This is a genomic window from Bacillus sp. JH7 (genome assembly GCF_001563515.1).
Taxonomy (GTDB): Bacteria; Bacillota; Bacilli; order Bacillales; family Bacillaceae_G; genus Bacillus_A; species Bacillus_A cereus.
In genome coordinates this window covers 2883993-2901855 of sequence record NZ_LPUS01000001.1, presented here as the reverse complement: position 1 = coordinate 2901855, position 17863 = coordinate 2883993, and the positions used below count along the sequence as shown (strand labels likewise).

The following is a 17863-nucleotide window of genomic DNA, read 5'->3' as shown; positions in this document are numbered from 1 at the left end:
CATGCTGCTAGCGAGTAGCAGGATAAACAGATGTTATAGATGAAAAGGAGTAAATAGAAAATGAAACGTATAAAAAAATTAGGAACAACAATGATCGCAACAATTATTGCAATGGGAATGTTTTCGTTACCTGTTAGTGCGCACGTCACTGTAAAACCAGCAACTTCTGACGTTGGTTCTTGGGAGACTTATACGATAAAAGTACCAGTTGAAAAAAATGTAGCAACGACAAAAGTTACACTGAAAATACCGTCTGGAGTGGAGTTCCAACAGTATGAACCAGTGCCAGGATGGAAAGTTGAGGAGCAAAAAGATAATGCCGGAAAAGTTAAAACTGTAGTATGGGAAGCGACAGGAGAAGGAATTTTAACAGGTCAGTTCCAGAGATTTACTTTCGTCGCTAAAAATCCGGATAAAGAGCAAAAAATAGCTTGGGACGCATATCAACAATATAAAGATGGAGAAATTGTTGAATGGACAGGTGATGAAAAAGCTGAAAAACCGCATTCACTTACTACAATTGCAAAAGGTACGTCATTAACAGGAGAACATGGTGAAGTGTCTAGTGTAGAAAAAAATGAAGGTACTAGTAATATGCAATTGATAGCAATTGTCTTATCTATTTTTGCCATAGTATCGTCGGTAAGTGCGTGTGTTTTTGTAGTACGTCGTAAAAAGTAAGACGTAAGAAAGAGCCTACAAACAGTAGGCTCTTTCTTACGTTTATTTCAATTCAACTTGCTGCCTTACAGCAAGTGTTTTCGGTTTTATATTTACAAAACAAATACTCACAACAATAAATAATAGTCCGATGAATAAGCTAATGGTAATAGCCTCATGTAAGAAAATTGAACTTACAATAATAGCTATTAGTGGAATGAGGAATGTATAAGCCCCAACTTTACTTGCTTCACCAGCTCCAACAAGTGTGAAGTATGCAAGCCACCCCATTGCAATAACAAAGAATGAAATAAAGAGAAGTACGCTAACAAATGGCATACTCCAAGCGATACTAGACCAGCTTTCAAACTCTGAACCAAATCCAATTAAGCAAAGGCCACCAATAATAAGCTGAAGTGTTACCATCCAAATGGCATTAACACGGTGACCAGTCTTCTTAATAAATACTGTGCCAAGTGCCCAGCCGATAGCGCATCCTAACGCGAGAAGGATTCCAATGATAGAAATATGTCCTGTTAAACTGCTAGAGCTAATAACACCTACACCAATAAATCCGAGAACAAGCCCGAAAATTTTCAAGCCGTACATTGATTCTTCAAGCCATATCCACGAGAAAATACCGAGTAAAACTGGTTGTAGAAATACAATGGCGGAAAATAACCCAGCAGGCATATATTGAAGGCCGACAGTTTGTAATCCGTAAAATATAATGATGTTAAGTAAAGAAGAAATAACGTATAAATGCCACGTTTCTTTTAAATGTAACTCTTTGTATTTCGGTAATGCGAACAGGAGTAAAATGAATCCTCCAATTAAAGTTCGAACGCCTGCAAATAAAACAGGTGGTGTATAATGCAGGGCAAACTTTGATAAAGGCCAATTGATTCCCCACATGAAAACGAGAAAGGTAAGGATGATGGCCGTCTTAGTTCGAGAAAGCTGTGTCACTGAAAGACCTCCTTGTTGTTATTCATTTCACTATGATATGATATCGACTGTAATAAATAAAATGAATCTTTTTTATGAGGAGTATAAGTGATTAGTTATGACCATTACACAACTGCAAGTATTAATAAAAACTGTTGAGTTAGGTAGTTTTACGAAAGCTGCCAGGGTATTAAATATGACGCAGCCAGCTGTTAGTCATGCGATTTCAAGTATTGAGTCAGAGTTAGGAGTTACTATTCTTATACGTGATAAACGAAAAGGGCTCCTCGTTACGGATGTAGGAAACAGGATTCTTGTACATATTAGAGAGATTTTGAACGGTGTAGAGAAGATTGAACAAGAAGTTGCGATGGAGAAAGGACACGAAGTTGGGACGATTCGAATTGGTAGTTTTCCGAGTGCTTCTGCACATTTCTTACCCAAAATGATAAACCTTTTTAAGGAGAAGTATCCGAAATTAGAAGTGGTTCTTTGTGAAGGAACGATTAAAGAAGTTGAAGATTGGTTAGTATCGAGGGTTATTGATATAGGAATTGTTATTTTGCCTAATAAAGATATGGAGATTGTTCCATTAACGAAGGGGAAAATGGTTGCTATCTTAAGAGAGGATCATCCTCTCTGTAAGAAGGACTCTATTACAATTAGTGATTTAGAGAATGAACCAATCATATTATGTAAGGGCGGATACGAACCACCTATTATTGATATGTTTAAACAAGCAAACGTACCACTTCGGGCTGAGTATGTAATTTCGACAGTTACTACAGCTTTAAATATGATTCAAGAAGGATTAGGCATTGCAATATTAGCTGAATTATCTTTAACGAATTTACCAAAAAATGTGCAAACGAGAGAATTGGAACCACAAGTATGGAGAGAAATTGCTTTAGCTGTTCCTTCATTAAAGGATTCTTCAATCGCTGTGCAGCTATTTATTGAAGAATTTCAATCGCTATTTGCAGAATAAAAAGAGGTGTCTCATATATCATAATGGGACACTTTTTAATTTACTTATAAAAAATCTATGAAAAGGATTGACTTATTTTTCAGTTGTAACTATAATGATTACATCGAGGTGGTGATTACGATGAAAATTAGTAGCCGCTTTTCCATAGCTGTTCATATTTTATCTATTTTGAAAAACAATCCATCTTCACTTTGTACTTCAGACTATATGGCTGAGAGTGTCAATACAAATCCAGTAGTCATTCGTAAAATCATGTCGTACTTGAAACAAGCTGGCTTTGTTTACGTAAATCGTGGACCGGGTGGCGCGGGATTACTAAAGGATTTACATGAAATCACATTGTTAGATGTGTATCATGCAGTGAACGTAGTCGAAGAAGACAAGCTATTTCATATTCACGAGCAACCAAATCCAGATTGTCCAATTGGGGCGAATATTCAAGCGGTGTTAGAAATTATTTTAATTCAAGCACAATCCGCGATGGAAGAAGTTTTGAGAAATATTACGATGGGGCAGTTGTTTGAAACTTTGCAAGAAAAAATGAATGCTTAAATAATATTTATATTTTTTTATCATTAATGTAACTGATTTGATTACAACGATAAGGTAAGGTGTAAAAGTTATGACTGTAAAAATGAAAGTATACTCAGATTTTATATGTCCGTTTTGTTTTTTAGCAAAAGGTCCATTAGATGAGGTAGCGAAAGAGAAAGATGTAGAGATTGAATGGATGCCATTTGAATTACGTCCAAGTCCATATTCAAAAATAGATCCATGGAATGAACCAGAAAAATTAGGTTCATGGGATGCTTTCATTCTTCCGACAGCGAAGAAATTAGGAATCGATATGCGCTTGCCACGTGTTTCACCGCACCCATATACACATTTAGCTTTCGAAGGATGTCAATTTGCAAAAGAACGTGGACTAGGTAATGAGTATCACCACCGCGTATTCACAGCATTTTTCCAAGAAGAGCAAAACATTGAAGATATTGATGTGTTAACAAAATTAGCGGTAGAAGTAGGACTTCCTGAAGCAGAATTTAAAGATGCTTTAGTAACTCGTAAATATAAGGAAAAACATCAAGAAGCAATTCAGCACGCATATGATGAAGCGAATATTATGGCTGTTCCAACTGTCATGATTGGAGATGAAGTCATTCAAGGGCTTGCTAGTAAAGAAACACTAGAAAGGGTCATTGATAAAGAAATTGAAAAGGATAAAACAAATTCATTTGAAGGTATGCAATGTAATACCGATGGATATTGCTAATTAGCTTGTTATGAAATAACAAAATAAATTATAAAACAAACATTTGGAGGAATTAAAATGTCAGCAACTACAACAAACTTAAAAGAAGCAATTGTGAACCGCCGTTCAATTCGTAAAGTAGCAAAAAACGATGCAATTACGAAAGACAGAATTGAAGAAGTGTTAAAAACAGCTTTACACGCACCAACATCTTTCAATATGCAAAGTGGTCGTATGGTTGTATTAATGGATGGAGAGCATGAAAAGTTTTGGGATATCGTTAAAGAAACACTAAGAGCCCGCGTACCAGCAGAAAACTTTGAAGCGACTGTAGAAAGACTAAAAGGCTTCCATGCAGGTGTAGGAACAGTTCTATTCTTTGAAGATCAAGCAACTGTAGAAAAAATGCAAGAAAATGCGCCATTATATAAAGATCAGTTCCCATTCTGGTCTCATCAAGGAAATGCGATGTTACAACATACTGTGTGGATGCTATTATCTGCTGAAGGAATTGGAGCGTCATTACAACATTACAACCCAATCGTAGATGCTGAAGTGAAAGAAACTTGGAACATTCCGGCAGAGTGGAGCTTAGTAGGTCAAATGCCATTTGGTGAACCAAACGAACAACCAGCAGAAAGAACGTTCTTACCTACTGAAGATGTAGTGAAATTTTATTAAGAAATACAATATGTAACGAGAAGGAAGCTGTGCTTAAAAACAGCTTCCTTTTTTGTAGTGGTGTTAATTTATGCGTATTTAGGGAAGAAATATAAGAAATAATACGGTGAGAAGGGAATTAGAAAAATGAATGATGAGAAAAAATATACAGTGGTAGGTACTGATGTTGAGGAAGTAAAGCGTTTAAATAAAAATTCAGGGTTAACGTATAATCAAGTGAAAGAAATGTTAGCAAAGCAAATGCAAAAAAAGAAGTAATTAGATTGAAATCTTTCATTTTTTCATTTAGCATTTTGATTGGAGAGAGTTAAGTAAAAGGTAACTCTCTTTTTTGTATAGCTAAGCATCTTATAGAGTGGAGGAAGCAACATGAAGAAATGGGTAAAGGTAACGCTGTCTATCACTGGAGGCATTGTCTTATTAGCGTGTGCTGGTGGATATTACGTGTATAAAAATTATTTTCCAAAGGAATCTGAGCGTATTGTATATGATAAAGAAAGAGTGCTACAACCGATACATAATCAGCTTAAAGGAATCAATATAGAAAATGTAAAGATAAAAGAAAAAGAAGTCGTAAATGCGACTGTAGATGAGCTTCAAAAAATGATTGATGATGGAAAGTTGTCATATGAAGAATTAACGAGTATTTATCTCTTTAGAATACAAGAACATGATCAAAATGGAATAACATTAAATTCTGTTACAGAGATAAATCCTAATGCGATGGAAGAAGCAAGAAAGTTAGATCAAGAGCGGGGTAGAAACAAAAATTCGAATTTATATGGTATTCCTGTCGTTGTAAAAGATAATGTACAGACGGAAAAAGTGATGCCGACTAGTGCAGGAACTTATGTATTAAAAGATTGGATTGCAGATCAAGACGCAACAATTGTGAAGCAGTTGAAAGAAGAAGGAGCATTTGTTTTAGGAAAAGCGAATATGTCTGAGTGGGCGAACTATTTATCTTTTACAATGCCAAGTGGGTATAGCGGGAAGAAAGGACAAAATTTAAACCCGTACGGTCCGATTACATTCGATACTTCAGGATCAAGTTCAGGATCTGCTACAGTAGTTGCAGCAGATTTTGCACCGCTTGCAATTGGAACAGAAACGACGGGATCGATTGTTGCACCAGCGGCGCAGCAATCAGTAGTTGGGTTACGTCCATCTTTAGGTATGGTAAGTAGAACAGGAATTATTCCGTTAGTTGAAACTCTTGATACAGCAGGACCTATGGCAAGAACGGTAAAAGATGCAGCAACGTTATTTAATGCAATGATAGGTTATGACGAAAAAGATGTTATGACAGAAAAAATGAAAGATAAAGAAAGAATTGATTATACAAAGGATTTATCAATAGATGGATTAAAAGGGAAAAAGATAGGGCTTCTTTTTTCTGTAGACCAACAAGATGAAAATAGAAAAGCAGTAGCAGAAAAAATTAGAAAAGACCTTCAAGATGCAGGTGCGATATTAACTGATAATATCCAGTTAAGTGCTGAGGGTGTAGATAATTTGCAAACATTAGAATATGAGTTCAAGCATAATGTAAACGACTATCTTTCACAGCAAAAGAATGTACCGGTAAAATCGTTAGAAGAGATTATAGCGTTTAATAAAAAGGATAGTAAAAGACGAATAAAATACGGACAAACATTAATTGAAGGGTCTGAAAAATCTGTTATAACGAAAGAAGAGTTTGAAAACGTAGTGCAAACGAGTCAAGAAAATGCAAGAAAAGAGCTAGATAGGTATTTAGTAGAAAAAGGTTTGGATGCTCTAGTTATGATTAATAACGATGAAGTTCTTCTATCAGCTGTAGCTGGTTATCCGGAATTAGCGGTTCCTGCTGGATATGATAAAAATGGAGAACCAATCGGTGTAGTGTTTGTAGGGAAACAGTTTGGTGAAAAAGAGCTTTTCAATATTGGATATGCGTATGAACAGCAGTCTAAAAATAGAAAATTACCTAGTTTATAAAAGATTATATGAAAAATAACTGGAATCCACCGAAATATGTTGGTGGATTCCAGTTAAACGAATCTAACAATATGAAAAGAAAAAAAGGATTCTTCTCAATTAGTAAGAAAGATTGTCTATAGGAGTTCATAAAATGTAATATATTCAATTTCCATCCATTGAAGGGGGAGGTTAATTCTTAATGAATGAAGTAAAGAGTTTTTTTCGAAGTAGAGGGTTTCAACGGTTTCTCGTTTTAATAATAGTAGCGCTTGTATTATACGCATTAAAAAGTATGATTAATTTAATATTAATTACGTTTATACTGACGTTTTTAATGGATCGATTTCAACGTTTTATTTCAAGAAAATTGAAAGTAAACCGGAAAATTGTTATTGCATGTTTATATATAATACTAGTTTCCTTTATAGGCACAACGTTATATAAATATTTACCTGTGCTGACGATACAAATTTCACAATTAATTTATCAGTTTAAACTATTTTTTCAAAATCCACCTGATAATGAAATCGTTAAATATGCACTTTCGACAATTAATGGGATGGAAGTATCAAAATATATAGAACAAGGTGTAGATGTCATATATCAATCAATAGCAAATATAGGGAAGGTAAGTTTACAAATATTATTATCTCTAATTTTAAGCTTATTTTTCTTATTAGAAAAAGAGCGTATTATTACATTTACATCTAAGTTTAAAGATAGTAAGTTAAAAATCTTTTATGAGGAAATTGCATATTTTGGTGAAAGATTTGCAAGATCGTTCGGAAAAGTAATTGAAGCTCAGTTTTTAATTGCCGTGGTAAATTGTATTCTTACTGTTATTGCATTAATCGTTTTAGGATTTCCACAGCTACTTGTATTAGCTGTTATGATTTTCTTACTAGGCTTGATTCCTGTTGCAGGTGTGATTATTTCTTTGTTTCCACTTTGTATCATTGCTTACAACGTAGGCGGAGTTATGTACGTAGTATACATACTCGTATTCATAACAGTAATCCATGCTCTTGAAAGCTATTTTTTAAATCCGAAGTTTATGTCTGCAAAAACAAATTTACCAATATTCTACACATTTATGATTCTTATCTTCTCAGAGCATTTCCTCGGAATATGGGGGCTTATTATCGGGATACCAATCTTTATCTTTTTATTAGATGTACTTGATATAAATAATGAGGATGCGACTAAAAAATAAGAAATGATAGAAAATCACAAAAAGTCATAGGAGATAATGAAAATAAAAAGCAATCCAAAATAAATTGGATTGCTTTTTATTTTCATTAAAGAACCGGAGCCATTGTTTCTTTCAATACTTGAACAGAGTGATCGAATTTTAATTCTTCATCTTCACTTAATTCAACTTCTAAAATTTCACGAACACCGCCGCGATTTAAAACAGCAGGTACCCCTATATAAACATCTTTTTGACCATATTGCCCTTCTAAGTAAGCTGATACAGTTAATACACTATTTTCGTCGTTTAAAATTGCTTTTGTAACACGTAGAAGTGACATGCCGATACCATAATAAGTTGCGCCTTTACGCTCAATAATATGGTAAGCTGCATCACGGACGTTTATGAAAATTTTGTCTAAATCTTCTTGATTATACGTGTTGTCTTTTTCAAGCAGTGTTTGTAGTTTTTGGATACCAACGGAAACATGGCTCCAAACTGGAAGTTCAGTATCGCCGTGTTCTCCGATAATATAAGCGTGAATGTTGTGTGGACCAATATCGAAGTACTCACCTAACATATAGCGGAAACGAGCAGAATCAAGCGTTGTACCAGAACCGATTACACGTTCTTTCGGTAAACCAGATTCTTTCCAAGTTACATAAGTTAAAATATCTACAGGGTTTGTTGCGATTAAGAAGATGCCATCAAATCCGCTATCCATAATACTGCGAACGATTTGTTTAAAGATTTTGGCGTTTTTCTCAACTAAATCTAAACGTGTTTCGCCTGGCTTTTGTGGTAATCCAGCTGTAATAACTACAAGGTCAGCATCTTTACAATCTTCGTAGCTGCCTTTCCATACTCTAGTTGGAGCTGGTGCGAATGGAACAGCATGACTTAAATCCATTGCTTCTCCTTCAGCTTTTGCCTCATTTACATCGACTAAAACAAATTCTTCAGCTACGGCTTGGTTAATCATGCAGTAAGCATAACTACATCCAACTGCTCCTGTTCCTACTAATACAACACGGTTAATACCTTTTTTCATTTCAAAATTCCTCGCAATTTCATTGGTTTTGTTATGTAAGATAATACGTCTTACTTCTATAGAGTCATATCTAGTTTATTACATTTTATAAAAGATATTCAAGTATTTGAAAATGTATCCGTGCAAATCCGCGAACAAAACATAGGAATTCAGTGAACCGAATATAATTCAGTAAAATCCTTTGTAAAAGGGGAAATGGCATGGGGAACCCATTAGCAATGGAAGAAATGCTTCATATTATTCATGCAGGGCTTTTTAAAAAGAATAACCCAAAACGGATTACGATTGCAGGTGCAGGGATTTCTGGATTAGTTGCAGGTTCTTTATTAAAAGAGGCTGGGCACGAAGTAACGATTATAGAAGCAAATAACAGAATAGGTGGCAGGGTGTATACGATTCGGGAACCATTTAGTGTGGGTTTATATTTTAATGCGGGACCGATGAGAATCCCTGACACCCATAAGTTAACCTTAGCGTATATTCATAAATTTAAACTACCTTTAAACCTTTTTATAAATAAAACTTTTGCAGATATCATTTATACGAATAACATTCAAACGAGATTGAATGTGTTTGAAAATGATCCAAGTGTACTTGAATATCCGGTTTTGGATAAAGAAAAAGGAAAAACGGCAGAAGAGCTAATGATTGAAGTATTAGAACCAATACTAAATTATATTAAGAAGGATCCTGATAAAAACTGGCTTATCGTTGAAAAAAAGTATAAAACGTATTCGCTTGGTTCATTTTTAATGGAGTATTATTCAGATGGTGCAATAGATATGATTGGGGTACTTCTTGATATGGAAGCTTATATGGGAATGTCCTTAATTGAAGTATTACGTGAAATGATTTTCTTTACTTCAACAACGAAATATTATGAAATAACTGGTGGAATGGATAAGTTATCGAATGCATTCTTACCACAATTAAGGGAACATATTTTAATGCAGTATAAGGTTGATAAAATTATACAAGAAGATAATAAAGTAATGTTACAAGGAAATCATGAACAAACGCTAGAGCAATTTACAATAACAAGTGATTTTGCTATTATTACAATTCCATTTTCAGCGTTAAGATTTGTAGAAGTTCAGCCATACTATTTATTCTCTTATTTTAAAAAAAGAGCAATTCGTGAATTAAATTATATTGCTGCAACTAAAATTGCAATAGAGTTTAAAAGTAGATTTTGGGAGAAAGCGGGACAGTGTGGAGGTAAATCTATTACTGATTTACCGATACGGTTTACATACTATCCGAGTTATGGCATTCATACTCCAGGACCAGCTATCGTTATAGCAAGTTATACGTGGGCAGATGAGGCGTTAACATGGGATAGTCTCCCGCAAAGAGATCGTATTCGTTACGCATTAAAAAATTTAGCGGAAATATACGGTGACATCGTCTATAGTGAGTTTGTCACTGGAACATCTTTTAGCTGGAGTAAAAATCCGTATTCTTGCGGTGCATTTACAGCTTTCGAACCAGGCCAAGAGCTCGAGTTATTTCCGTATATTACACCACCATCTGGAAAAGTACACTTTGCAGGAGAGCATACGACATTAACACATGGGTGGATGCAAGGGGCAATTGAGTCTGGAGTTAGAGTTGCATATGAAGTAAATGAACAGTGAATCTCTTATATTTACAAATGGTCATTCTTTTAATAAAATAATAAGTATAAATCGTAATTATTACGCTTTGAATACATTTGAAGTAAAGAAATGGATGGTCGGTTGAATGAATAAAGTGGAGATTCATATATTAGGTGGTTTTTTAGGTAGTGGAAAATCAACATTATTACAAAATTTATTGTTAGCAGAGAAAAAGAAGAATAGAAAAGTTGCAGTATTAATGAATGAAATTGGTGAATACTCAGTAGATACAGATATTATTGGAAAAGAGAATGTTTTAAGAGAACTTCTTAAAGGATGTATTTGTTGTACATTAAAAGAAGAGCTTGAAATACAATTACATTCGTTATACCAACAAGAAAGACCAGATGTAATTTATATAGAAACGACAGGTGTTGCGCATCCAATTGAAGTGTTAGACGCGTGTGTCTCGCCAATTTTAGCTCCTTTTCTGGAAGTGAAATCAATTGTAGTCGTTTTAGATGCAGTAAGGTGGTTAAATCGAAGTATATTAAGTGCAAATGTACAACAGCTATTGCATGAGCAACTTAAATTTGGTAGTCACATTCTTGTTAATAAAGCAGATTTACTAACAGATGAAGATAAGAACACAGTATTTGAAGAAGTAAAGGCAATAAATGATCATGCGAAAATGTATGAGACAAAGTATTGTAATATATCTTTAAAAGATATAGAAGAAGCAGAATTTCCAAATGATGAGGAACATGAGACACTACATGTCAAACAGCATTTACATATACAAACGATGACATATCAATTTACGAAACCGATTGATCAAGACAAATTATATGAATGGCTTTCGAATTTACCAGATAGTATTTATCGAGTGAAAGGTTTTGTGAAATTCCATGGAGATAAATACCCTCACCTATTCCAATATTCGTTCGGAGTACCAACTTTATTAGAACAAGACTTCGGTTTCCCGACAAACTTAGTAGTAATAGGAGAAGGACTAGATAAGAAACAATTGGCTGAAGGGTTAGAGAAAGTAGAACTTAACTCTAATTAAGGGGAAAAGACTAACTTAAAAATAAGTTAGTCTTTTTGTATGGTCATTACTGAAATGAAACAGTATTTTCAATTGGATTGCAGAATATATATTGATTGTATGTCCGTTTCCATTACATAGGAAGGTGATTATATATTTGTGCCGAATGTAGAGGGTACTACAAGAGTTTTCCATTATCTATCGAATTAGTTAGTCATGATTACGGACAGGGGATTTTGGCGTGTTTGATTCTATCAGAAAGTAAAGTATGGGGAGGATCACAATGTCGATGAAAAAACGTAAGTGGCTAAAGACAATGTTTACTGGTTGTGTTTTAGGTTCGTTATTAATAACGGCAGCTTGTTCAGGAAAGAAAACAAGTACAGAGGATGAAAAAACGATTAAGGTAGGAGTTCTTGCTTCTTTAACAGGACCGCTAGAATCGTATGGAAAACAAACAGTGAACGGATTTGAATTAGGGTTAGACTATGCAACTGGTGGAACTGGGAAAGTAGATGGGAAAAAGATTAAGTTTGTTGTAGAAGATACAGAAACGAAAGCGGATGTAGCAGTTAAAAAAGCTACGAAGTTATTAGAAGAAGAGAAAGTTGATTTTTTAGTTGGATCGTCTAGTTCAAGTGATACGTTAGCGGTTTTACCACTGGCCGGGGAATATGAAAAGATTATGGTTGTAGAACCGGCAGTTGCGGATAGTATTACCGGGAAGAACTGGAATAAATATATTTTTAGAACTGGAAGAAGTTCCTCACAAGATGCGATTGCAGGAGCAGCAGCAATTGCGAAAAAAGATGTAAAGATTGCGACATTTGCCCCAGATAACGCTTTTGGTCGTGAAGGGATTGCTGCATTTAAAGCGGGTGCGAAAAAATTAGGTGCGAACATTGTGAATGAGCAATACGCGGATACAAATTCAACAGATTTTACAGCGAATATTCAAAATATCATTAGTTCAAAACCAGATTATTTATTTATCGTTTGGGCAGGGGCAAATTCACCTTGGAAACAGTTGAAAGATATGAATGTGGAAGCGCAAGGTATTAAAATTTCTACAGGTGCGCCAGATATACCAGCATTAAAAACAATGGATGCATTAGTAGGTATGCAAGGTTTTTCTGTATATTATCACACACTTCCAAAAAATAAAGTGAATGATTGGCTAGTTGAAGAGCATAAAAAACGTTTTAATGGTGCAGTGCCAGATTTGTTTACAGCGGGAGGAATGTCGGCAGCAATTTCTATTGTAGAAGCCTTAAAGAAAACAAAAGGTGATACAGATGTAGATACATTGATTAAGAAAATGGAAGGAATGGAATTTGATACACCGAAAGGAAAGATGAAGTTTAGAGAGAAGGACCACCAAGCGATGCAGACGCTGTATTCTATCACATTGAAAAAGCAAGATGGTGTTGATTATCCGGTGCCAGTGTTAGAGCGAGAATTAACGATGAAAGAAACAGAACCACCAGTTCAAAATAAATAGACTGAATTTTCTGTTGTTTTTGTATAAAGAGGGGGGACCCTCTTTATACATATTTCTTTCATACTCACGGCTTTAAAGGGAGGGATTTCGTGACACATTTGCTAGAGACGAAAAATCTTAGCGTATCTTTTGGTGAACATCATGTTATTAAAGATGTAAATTTAACTGTCCAAAAAGGAAAGCTCATTTCTATTATCGGGCCAAATGGTGCGGGGAAGACAACATTATTTAATTTACTAAGTGGACAGATTTTACCTACAACAGGTGAAGTGTATTTTAAAGGGCAAGATATTACAAAACTATCGATTTCAGATCGAACACGCTTAGGAATCGGTCGCTCTTTTCAGCTTACAAACATATTCCCAGAATTAACGGTACTTGAAAATGTCCGTTTAAGTGTTCAATCATTCGTACAAGATTACTATAGTTTTTTCCCGAGTTCAGCAAAATTAAAGCAACAAGTTGGAGAGGCGAGACGTTTCTTAAAAACAGTATTACTTCACGAGAAAGAGAACGTATTAGCGAAAGATTTGGCACATGGAGAGAAAAGAAAGCTAGAACTTGCGATGTTATTAGCTTTAAAAACGGATGTGTTATTGCTTGATGAGCCGACGGCAGGTATTTCGGTTGAGGAAGTCCCTGCTATATTACAAGTGATTGAAAATATTAAGAAACATCCAGAGAGCACAATTGTACTTATCGAACACAAAATGGATATGATACTAGGTTTGTCAGATCATCTTATCGTTTTATTTCATGGAGAGTTATTGGCTGAAGGATTGCCAGAAGAAATTATGAAAGATGAGCGTGTACAAAGTGCTTATTTAGGGGGATTATATAGTGGCACTATTACAAGTGAATAATATAGAAACGTATTTAGATCAGTTTCATATTTTGCAAGGAGTATCTCTTGCTGTTGAGAAAGGGACGATTACTGTACTGTTTGGTAGAAATGGGGCAGGGAAAACAACGACATTACGTTCAGTGATGGGGTTTCACCGCATTGCAGATGGTGAAATTTATTATGATAGTGCAAAAGTGAGTGGATTACCTACACATTTAATTTCAAGGAAAGGAATAGGGTATGTACCAGAAAATCAAGGTATTTTTCATGATTTGACAGTAGAAGAAACTTTCGCTCTTGCTAGGGGAAAAGGTGAGGAAGTAGAAGGGAAAATAGAGTGGATGCTGGAACTATTTCCGGATTTAAAGCAGTTTTGGAATAAGAAAAGTGGGCTCTTGAGCGGAGGGCAAAAGCAAATGTTGGCTATTTCAAGAGCGTTTATTAATAGTGATGGATTATTACTTATTGATGAACCGAGCAAAGGGCTATCCCCGATAATGGTGGAGAAATTAATGGTAGCTATTTTGAAGATGAAAGAGAAAACAACAGTTTTACTTGTTGAGCAAAATTTTATGATGGCCAGTCAAATTGGCGATTATTTTTACATTATGGATAACGGACGAATTGTTCATAACGGTTTTATGAATGAATTAAAAAAGGATAAGGAAATGTGTCATAAATATTTAGGAATCTCTTAACATGAATCCGAGGTGAAAAGGATGGATGTGTTAATCAATTTATTTGTAAATGGGATTTCAACAGGGATGCTCATTTTTTTGTTAGCATCAGGTCTTTCACTTATTTTCGGTCTAATGAGCGTTTTAAACTTTGCACACGGTGGTTTATTTGCATGGGGAGCATTTACAGGTGTTTGGTTATTTAATATGACAGGAAGTTATATATTAGCTTTAGTTGGAGCAGTAGCCATGGGAATGTTCCTAGGATTTATTTTAGAAAGGTTTCTTATTAGACCGGTATATGGAAATCATGTTCGACAGCTGCTCGTTACGCTTGGAGGAATGCTCGTTCTTAGTGAGTGTATTAAAATATTTTGGGGGCCAAACCCTATTAGTGCAAAATTACCGTTATGGTTACAAGGAAGTTTTACATTCGGAGGTATTATATTAATTAAATATCGTCTATTCGTTATTTTAATTGGGATAATTATTTACATTGCACTACTACTATTACTCAAAAAGACGAAGATAGGTCTTATGATCCGTGCAGGTGTAATGGATAAAGAAATGGTTCAAGCGCTTGGTATTAATGTAAAAGCGATATTTTCTTTCGTCTTTTTATTAGGGGCAGGGATGGCAGCTTTGGGAGGATTCTTATTAGCACCGTATTCGGGCGTTATTTTCGCCGAGATGGGCATGCAGTATGCAATTTTAGCTTTTATAGTAGTAATTATCGGTGGATTAGGAAGCGTTCAAGGTTCAGCTATTGCTTCTTTAATTGTCGGATTAGCTGGTGCTTTTACAGCGTATTTTATACCAGATTTATCACTTGCAATTAATATGTTAATGTTACTATTTTTCTTAATAGTGAAGCCAACTGGACTTGTTGGTGAAAAGGGGTGAAATGGTGAACAACACATCGGACCGAATTAAAGTATACTTCGGAGTATGTATGCTCATTTGTTTAAGTGGATTTCCGTTCGTAAATGATTCACGGAGCCTGTTAATTTTGTTCACTCAAATCTTCATCTTTGCTATTTTTGCAATGAGTTTTGATGTATTGCTTGGGTATACAGGAATTGTATCGTTCGGTCATTGTATGTTCTTTGGGATAGGAGCATATGGGGTAGCGCTTTTATTTGATCGACAAGGCGTATCAATAACGAACTTTTTAATTGGAATAGTAGCTGCAATTATCGTTTCAGCAATCGTTAGTTATATAATTGGTTTGCTTTCTTTACGATTGAAAAGTCATTTTTATGCAATGTTAACACTTGCTATTTCACAGTTATTTTTCGTACTTGCTGAAAAATGGCGTGGGCTTACTCACGGAGGAGATGGTTTTACATTTGGGGTACCAGACGTATTCCGTGATCGTTTTACGTTTTATTATGTAACACTTATATGTTTACTTATCATTTTTGTTCTGTTACGTCTTTTCACCAAATCTTCTATTGGAAAAGTATTAAAGGCAATTTCCCAAAATGAGCAACGTGTTGAAGCACTAGGATATAAAGTGCTTCATTATAAAATTATTGCTAGCATTGTTGCAGGAGTAGTAGCTGCGATTAGCGGTGGTTTATTTGTTATCACATTGCGTTTTGTTAATACGACTGTATTTTCAATTGAAATGACATTAAATGCATTATTGATGACGATGATTGGTGGGGTTGGAACGTTAATTGGAGCAATTGCAGGAGCTGGAATTATTGAATCTCTAAAATATTATTTATCAGAACTAGCTACAGAGTATCCGATCTTTGAACGATGGACAATTATTCTTGGTTTATTGTACATTATCGTATTGCTAGTTTTCCCGAAAGGATTAGTTGGCACGGTTAAGGGACTGAAGAATATGAAACGGAATAAGAAGGAGAAAAGTGCAGAAGTGGAGCAAAATGTGTGAAAAATCAATTGTATAGAATATGAAAATCCCTCTTTTAGATTCATAAAGGAGGGATTTTTTATTAACCAAATAGTTCATCAGGGATTTGTTTGAAAGAGTTTTGATTTGTAAAAAAATGAACAGCTAATTTCTCAACTGGAACATCTTCAATTGGTACCAATTTATCATTTTTAATCGGCAAAAAGGCTATCCCTTTTCCGTCCTGAATAAACTCTTCCATAAGCGAATAAGAATCTAATTGTTGAAGTTGACGCCGAGATAAATTATTTTCTTTTAGAAATTGTATCGTCTTATTTCTAAAAGGGCACTTTTTGTCATTACTAACGAAGAAAATTTCTTTTGAATAATCAATGGTACATTTTTCTTTCGCTTTTAATAAGCCTACAGAAATTGAGGTCGTGAACACTTTTTTAAACGATGCGTCAGGATAATCCTCATAAGTTATGACCATATCAACTTTTTGTTGCTGCAGTAATTTTTGCAAATGACTACTACTTTCTACATATATTTGATAATTTCTAAAGTTTTCTTCAATACGCTTACTTAAATAATTTGTCAAAATAGATTGTGACGTCGCTATTATATAAGAAGAACCACTCGTTTTAATTTCATCTTTTACTTCTTCTAATAGAGTTAATATTTTATTCGTGTAATCTAATAAAATGTCACCAGCAGGTAATAAGGAAACGCCTTTGTTATCTCTATGTAGTAAAGGTGTTTCTAACTCTTGTTCTAATTTTTTAATTCGCTCAGTTACGTTCGGTTGAACATATCCTAACTCTTTAGCAGCTTTACTAATAGAACCCTCACTGGCTACAGTTTTGAATATAATAAGATCATTTATTTCCAAGTATCTCAGCCCCTTATGCACTATCATTATAAATGATACCAAACATAATTTATACCTATTTTACGTTAGCCACTTATCGATTTATCATAATGTATATAAGATTGAAAGTGAGTGATAAACATGATTGGAATGCAATATAAGGTCATTCTTCCAAAGGATTATGACATGGAAATTATTAAGAAAAGGGTAAAGGATAATGGCTATAAAACTGATGGTTTCCAAGCACTAAATTTTAAAGCTTATTTAATTACGGAAACGGAGAAAGACGGGGATTTTTATAACTGCTATGCACCTTTATATATTTGGAATGGGCATGAAGGGATGAATAAATTTATCTTTGAAGGGTATTACGATAATATTTTACAATCGTTTGGTTGGCAACAAATACATATAGGTGTTCCATTAGTTGTTAATCTAAGTGATGGATTTAAGAAAAGTAGATATGTTGTTGAATATGCAGGAAGTATTTCGCAAAGTAAAACGCTGATTGGGACTCAATTAAACACGATGAATGAAAATGTACAAAACAATGAAAAGTGTTTAGGGAATATAATCGTTTATAATCCGGATAAATGGGGATATAGTAGGTTTGAGTTTTATGAAGAGAAGCCTGAAATTGTAGTGAATAAGGGTGTTACAGTATATGAGATTTTACACATTTCACGATGAAATTTTGTTGTATATTAAAAATAAGAAAAGGAATGA

Annotated in this window: 19 protein-coding genes; 16 read left to right on the top strand and 3 right to left on the bottom strand. The window is 34.6% G+C overall.

The features are described 5' to 3' along the window. The first annotated feature begins 60 nt into the window (after positions 1 to 60). Positions 61 to 681, top strand: a complete 621-nt coding sequence (locus AU379_RS14525; RefSeq protein WP_000821399.1) for a DUF1775 domain-containing protein — start codon at positions 61 to 63, stop codon at positions 679 to 681. A 42-nt stretch (positions 682 to 723) separates the two neighbouring features. Here AU379_RS14525 and AU379_RS14520 read toward each other — a convergent pair whose 3' ends face one another. Beyond that, positions 724 to 1629 (bottom strand): DMT family transporter, encoded by a 906-nt coding sequence (locus tag AU379_RS14520; RefSeq protein WP_000192805.1) that lies wholly within the window; start codon positions 1627 to 1629, stop codon positions 724 to 726. Between the two features lie 97 nt (positions 1630 to 1726). On the opposite strand from AU379_RS14520, the gene AU379_RS14515 reads away from it, so the two are divergent. The 7 genes from AU379_RS14515 to AU379_RS14485 all read left to right on the top strand — a co-directional run bounded on the left by AU379_RS14515 (position 1727) and on the right by AU379_RS14485 (position 7704). Further along, on the top strand, positions 1727 to 2596 hold the full coding sequence (locus tag AU379_RS14515; RefSeq protein ID WP_000156771.1) for a LysR family transcriptional regulator: 870 nt from the start codon (positions 1727 to 1729) through the stop codon (positions 2594 to 2596). Between the two features lie 120 nt (positions 2597 to 2716). Beyond that, a complete protein-coding gene (locus AU379_RS14510) occupies positions 2717 to 3148 on the top strand; it encodes an Rrf2 family transcriptional regulator (RefSeq protein ID WP_000704073.1) in 432 nt (143 codons plus the stop codon). Positions 3149 to 3218: 70 nt separating this feature from the next. After that, complete coding sequence (locus AU379_RS14505) at positions 3219 to 3869, top strand: DsbA family oxidoreductase (RefSeq protein WP_000216673.1); 651 nt, start codon at positions 3219 to 3221, stop codon at positions 3867 to 3869. A 57-nt stretch (positions 3870 to 3926) separates the two neighbouring features. After that, positions 3927 to 4529 (top strand): nitroreductase family protein, encoded by a 603-nt coding sequence (locus tag AU379_RS14500; RefSeq protein ID WP_001277009.1) that lies wholly within the window; start codon positions 3927 to 3929, stop codon positions 4527 to 4529. Positions 4530 to 4655: 126 nt separating this feature from the next. Then, a complete protein-coding gene (locus AU379_RS31140) occupies positions 4656 to 4787 on the top strand; it encodes a hypothetical protein (RefSeq protein ID WP_000997344.1) in 132 nt (43 codons plus the stop codon). 111 nt (positions 4788 to 4898) lie between these two features. After that, on the top strand, positions 4899 to 6509 hold the full coding sequence (locus tag AU379_RS14490) for an amidase family protein (protein WP_025966224.1): 1611 nt from the start codon (positions 4899 to 4901) through the stop codon (positions 6507 to 6509). A 181-nt stretch (positions 6510 to 6690) separates the two neighbouring features. After that, entirely contained in the window at positions 6691 to 7704 is a 1014-nt protein-coding gene (locus AU379_RS14485) for an AI-2E family transporter (RefSeq protein ID WP_001006597.1), read from the top strand. Between the two features lie 85 nt (positions 7705 to 7789). On the opposite strand, the gene AU379_RS14480 is transcribed toward AU379_RS14485, so the two are convergent. Further along, a complete protein-coding gene (locus tag AU379_RS14480; protein ID WP_000715321.1) occupies positions 7790 to 8734 on the bottom strand; it encodes an L-lactate dehydrogenase in 945 nt (314 codons plus the stop codon). Between the two features lie 200 nt (positions 8735 to 8934). Between AU379_RS14480 and AU379_RS14475 the strand changes: the two genes are divergently transcribed. The 7 genes from AU379_RS14475 to AU379_RS14445 all read left to right on the top strand — a co-directional run bounded on the left by AU379_RS14475 (position 8935) and on the right by AU379_RS14445 (position 16308). Continuing rightward, entirely contained in the window at positions 8935 to 10371 is a 1437-nt protein-coding gene (locus AU379_RS14475; protein WP_000527994.1) for a flavin monoamine oxidase family protein, read from the top strand. Between the two features lie 106 nt (positions 10372 to 10477). Continuing rightward, on the top strand, positions 10478 to 11401 hold the full coding sequence (locus tag AU379_RS14470) for a GTP-binding protein (RefSeq protein ID WP_001044939.1): 924 nt from the start codon (positions 10478 to 10480) through the stop codon (positions 11399 to 11401). Positions 11402 to 11663: 262 nt separating this feature from the next. Then, positions 11664 to 12881 carry a substrate-binding domain-containing protein gene (locus tag AU379_RS14465; protein ID WP_000062000.1) on the top strand — a complete coding sequence of 406 codons (1218 nt, stop codon included), beginning with the start codon at positions 11664 to 11666 and terminating at the stop codon, positions 12879 to 12881. Between the two features lie 89 nt (positions 12882 to 12970). Then, positions 12971 to 13744, top strand: a complete 774-nt coding sequence (locus tag AU379_RS14460; protein WP_000149321.1) for an ABC transporter ATP-binding protein — start codon at positions 12971 to 12973, stop codon at positions 13742 to 13744. Further along, complete coding sequence (locus tag AU379_RS14455) at positions 13722 to 14423, top strand: ABC transporter ATP-binding protein (protein ID WP_001196696.1); 702 nt, start codon at positions 13722 to 13724, stop codon at positions 14421 to 14423. The genes AU379_RS14460 and AU379_RS14455 overlap by 23 nt, the downstream gene beginning before the upstream one ends. Positions 14424 to 14444: 21 nt before the next feature. Beyond that, positions 14445 to 15305: a branched-chain amino acid ABC transporter permease gene (locus tag AU379_RS14450; protein ID WP_000382787.1), complete on the top strand. Its 861-nt coding sequence runs from the start codon at positions 14445 to 14447 to the stop codon at positions 15303 to 15305. 49 nt (positions 15306 to 15354) lie between these two features. Beyond that, positions 15355 to 16308 (top strand): branched-chain amino acid ABC transporter permease, encoded by a 954-nt coding sequence (locus AU379_RS14445; RefSeq protein WP_041184025.1) that lies wholly within the window; start codon positions 15355 to 15357, stop codon positions 16306 to 16308. A gap of 61 nt (positions 16309 to 16369) precedes the next feature. On the opposite strand, the gene AU379_RS14440 is transcribed toward AU379_RS14445, so the two are convergent. After that, positions 16370 to 17158 (bottom strand): LysR family transcriptional regulator, encoded by a 789-nt coding sequence (locus AU379_RS14440; protein ID WP_061139434.1) that lies wholly within the window; start codon positions 17156 to 17158, stop codon positions 16370 to 16372. A gap of 120 nt (positions 17159 to 17278) precedes the next feature. Here AU379_RS14440 and AU379_RS14435 point away from each other — a divergent pair, with 120 nt between their 5' ends. Then, positions 17279 to 17827 carry a DUF4865 family protein gene (locus AU379_RS14435; RefSeq protein ID WP_061139433.1) on the top strand — a complete coding sequence of 183 codons (549 nt, stop codon included), beginning with the start codon at positions 17279 to 17281 and terminating at the stop codon, positions 17825 to 17827. The last annotated feature ends 36 nt before the right edge of the window (positions 17828 to 17863 follow it).

Bases quoted from the DNA above. Each gene is read 5' to 3' on its own strand.
- AU379_RS14470 (WP_001044939.1), top strand. From the start codon at position 10,478: ATGAATAAAGTGGAGATTCATATATTAGGTGGTTTTTTAGGTAGTGGA.
- AU379_RS14515 (WP_000156771.1), top strand. From the start codon at position 1,727: ATGACCATTACACAACTGCAAGTATTAATAAAAACTGTTGAGTTAGGT.
- AU379_RS14445 (WP_041184025.1), top strand. From the start codon at position 15,355: ATGCTCATTTGTTTAAGTGGATTTCCGTTCGTAAATGATTCACGGAGC.
- AU379_RS14505 (WP_000216673.1), top strand. From the start codon at position 3,219: ATGACTGTAAAAATGAAAGTATACTCAGATTTTATATGTCCGTTTTGT.
- AU379_RS14475 (WP_000527994.1), top strand. From the start codon at position 8,935: ATGGGGAACCCATTAGCAATGGAAGAAATGCTTCATATTATTCATGCA.
- AU379_RS14485 (WP_001006597.1), top strand. From the start codon at position 6,691: ATGAATGAAGTAAAGAGTTTTTTTCGAAGTAGAGGGTTTCAACGGTTT.
- AU379_RS14525 (WP_000821399.1), top strand. From the start codon at position 61: ATGAAACGTATAAAAAAATTAGGAACAACAATGATCGCAACAATTATT.
- AU379_RS14510 (WP_000704073.1), top strand. From the start codon at position 2,717: ATGAAAATTAGTAGCCGCTTTTCCATAGCTGTTCATATTTTATCTATT.
- AU379_RS14435 (WP_061139433.1), top strand. From the start codon at position 17,279: ATGATTGGAATGCAATATAAGGTCATTCTTCCAAAGGATTATGACATG.
- AU379_RS14465 (WP_000062000.1), top strand. From the start codon at position 11,664: ATGTCGATGAAAAAACGTAAGTGGCTAAAGACAATGTTTACTGGTTGT.
- AU379_RS14500 (WP_001277009.1), top strand. From the start codon at position 3,927: ATGTCAGCAACTACAACAAACTTAAAAGAAGCAATTGTGAACCGCCGT.
- AU379_RS14450 (WP_000382787.1), top strand. From the start codon at position 14,445: ATGGATGTGTTAATCAATTTATTTGTAAATGGGATTTCAACAGGGATG.
- AU379_RS31140 (WP_000997344.1), top strand. From the start codon at position 4,656: ATGAATGATGAGAAAAAATATACAGTGGTAGGTACTGATGTTGAGGAA.
- AU379_RS14480 (WP_000715321.1), bottom strand. From the start codon at position 8,734: ATGAAAAAAGGTATTAACCGTGTTGTATTAGTAGGAACAGGAGCAGTT.
- AU379_RS14490 (WP_025966224.1), top strand. From the start codon at position 4,899: ATGAAGAAATGGGTAAAGGTAACGCTGTCTATCACTGGAGGCATTGTC.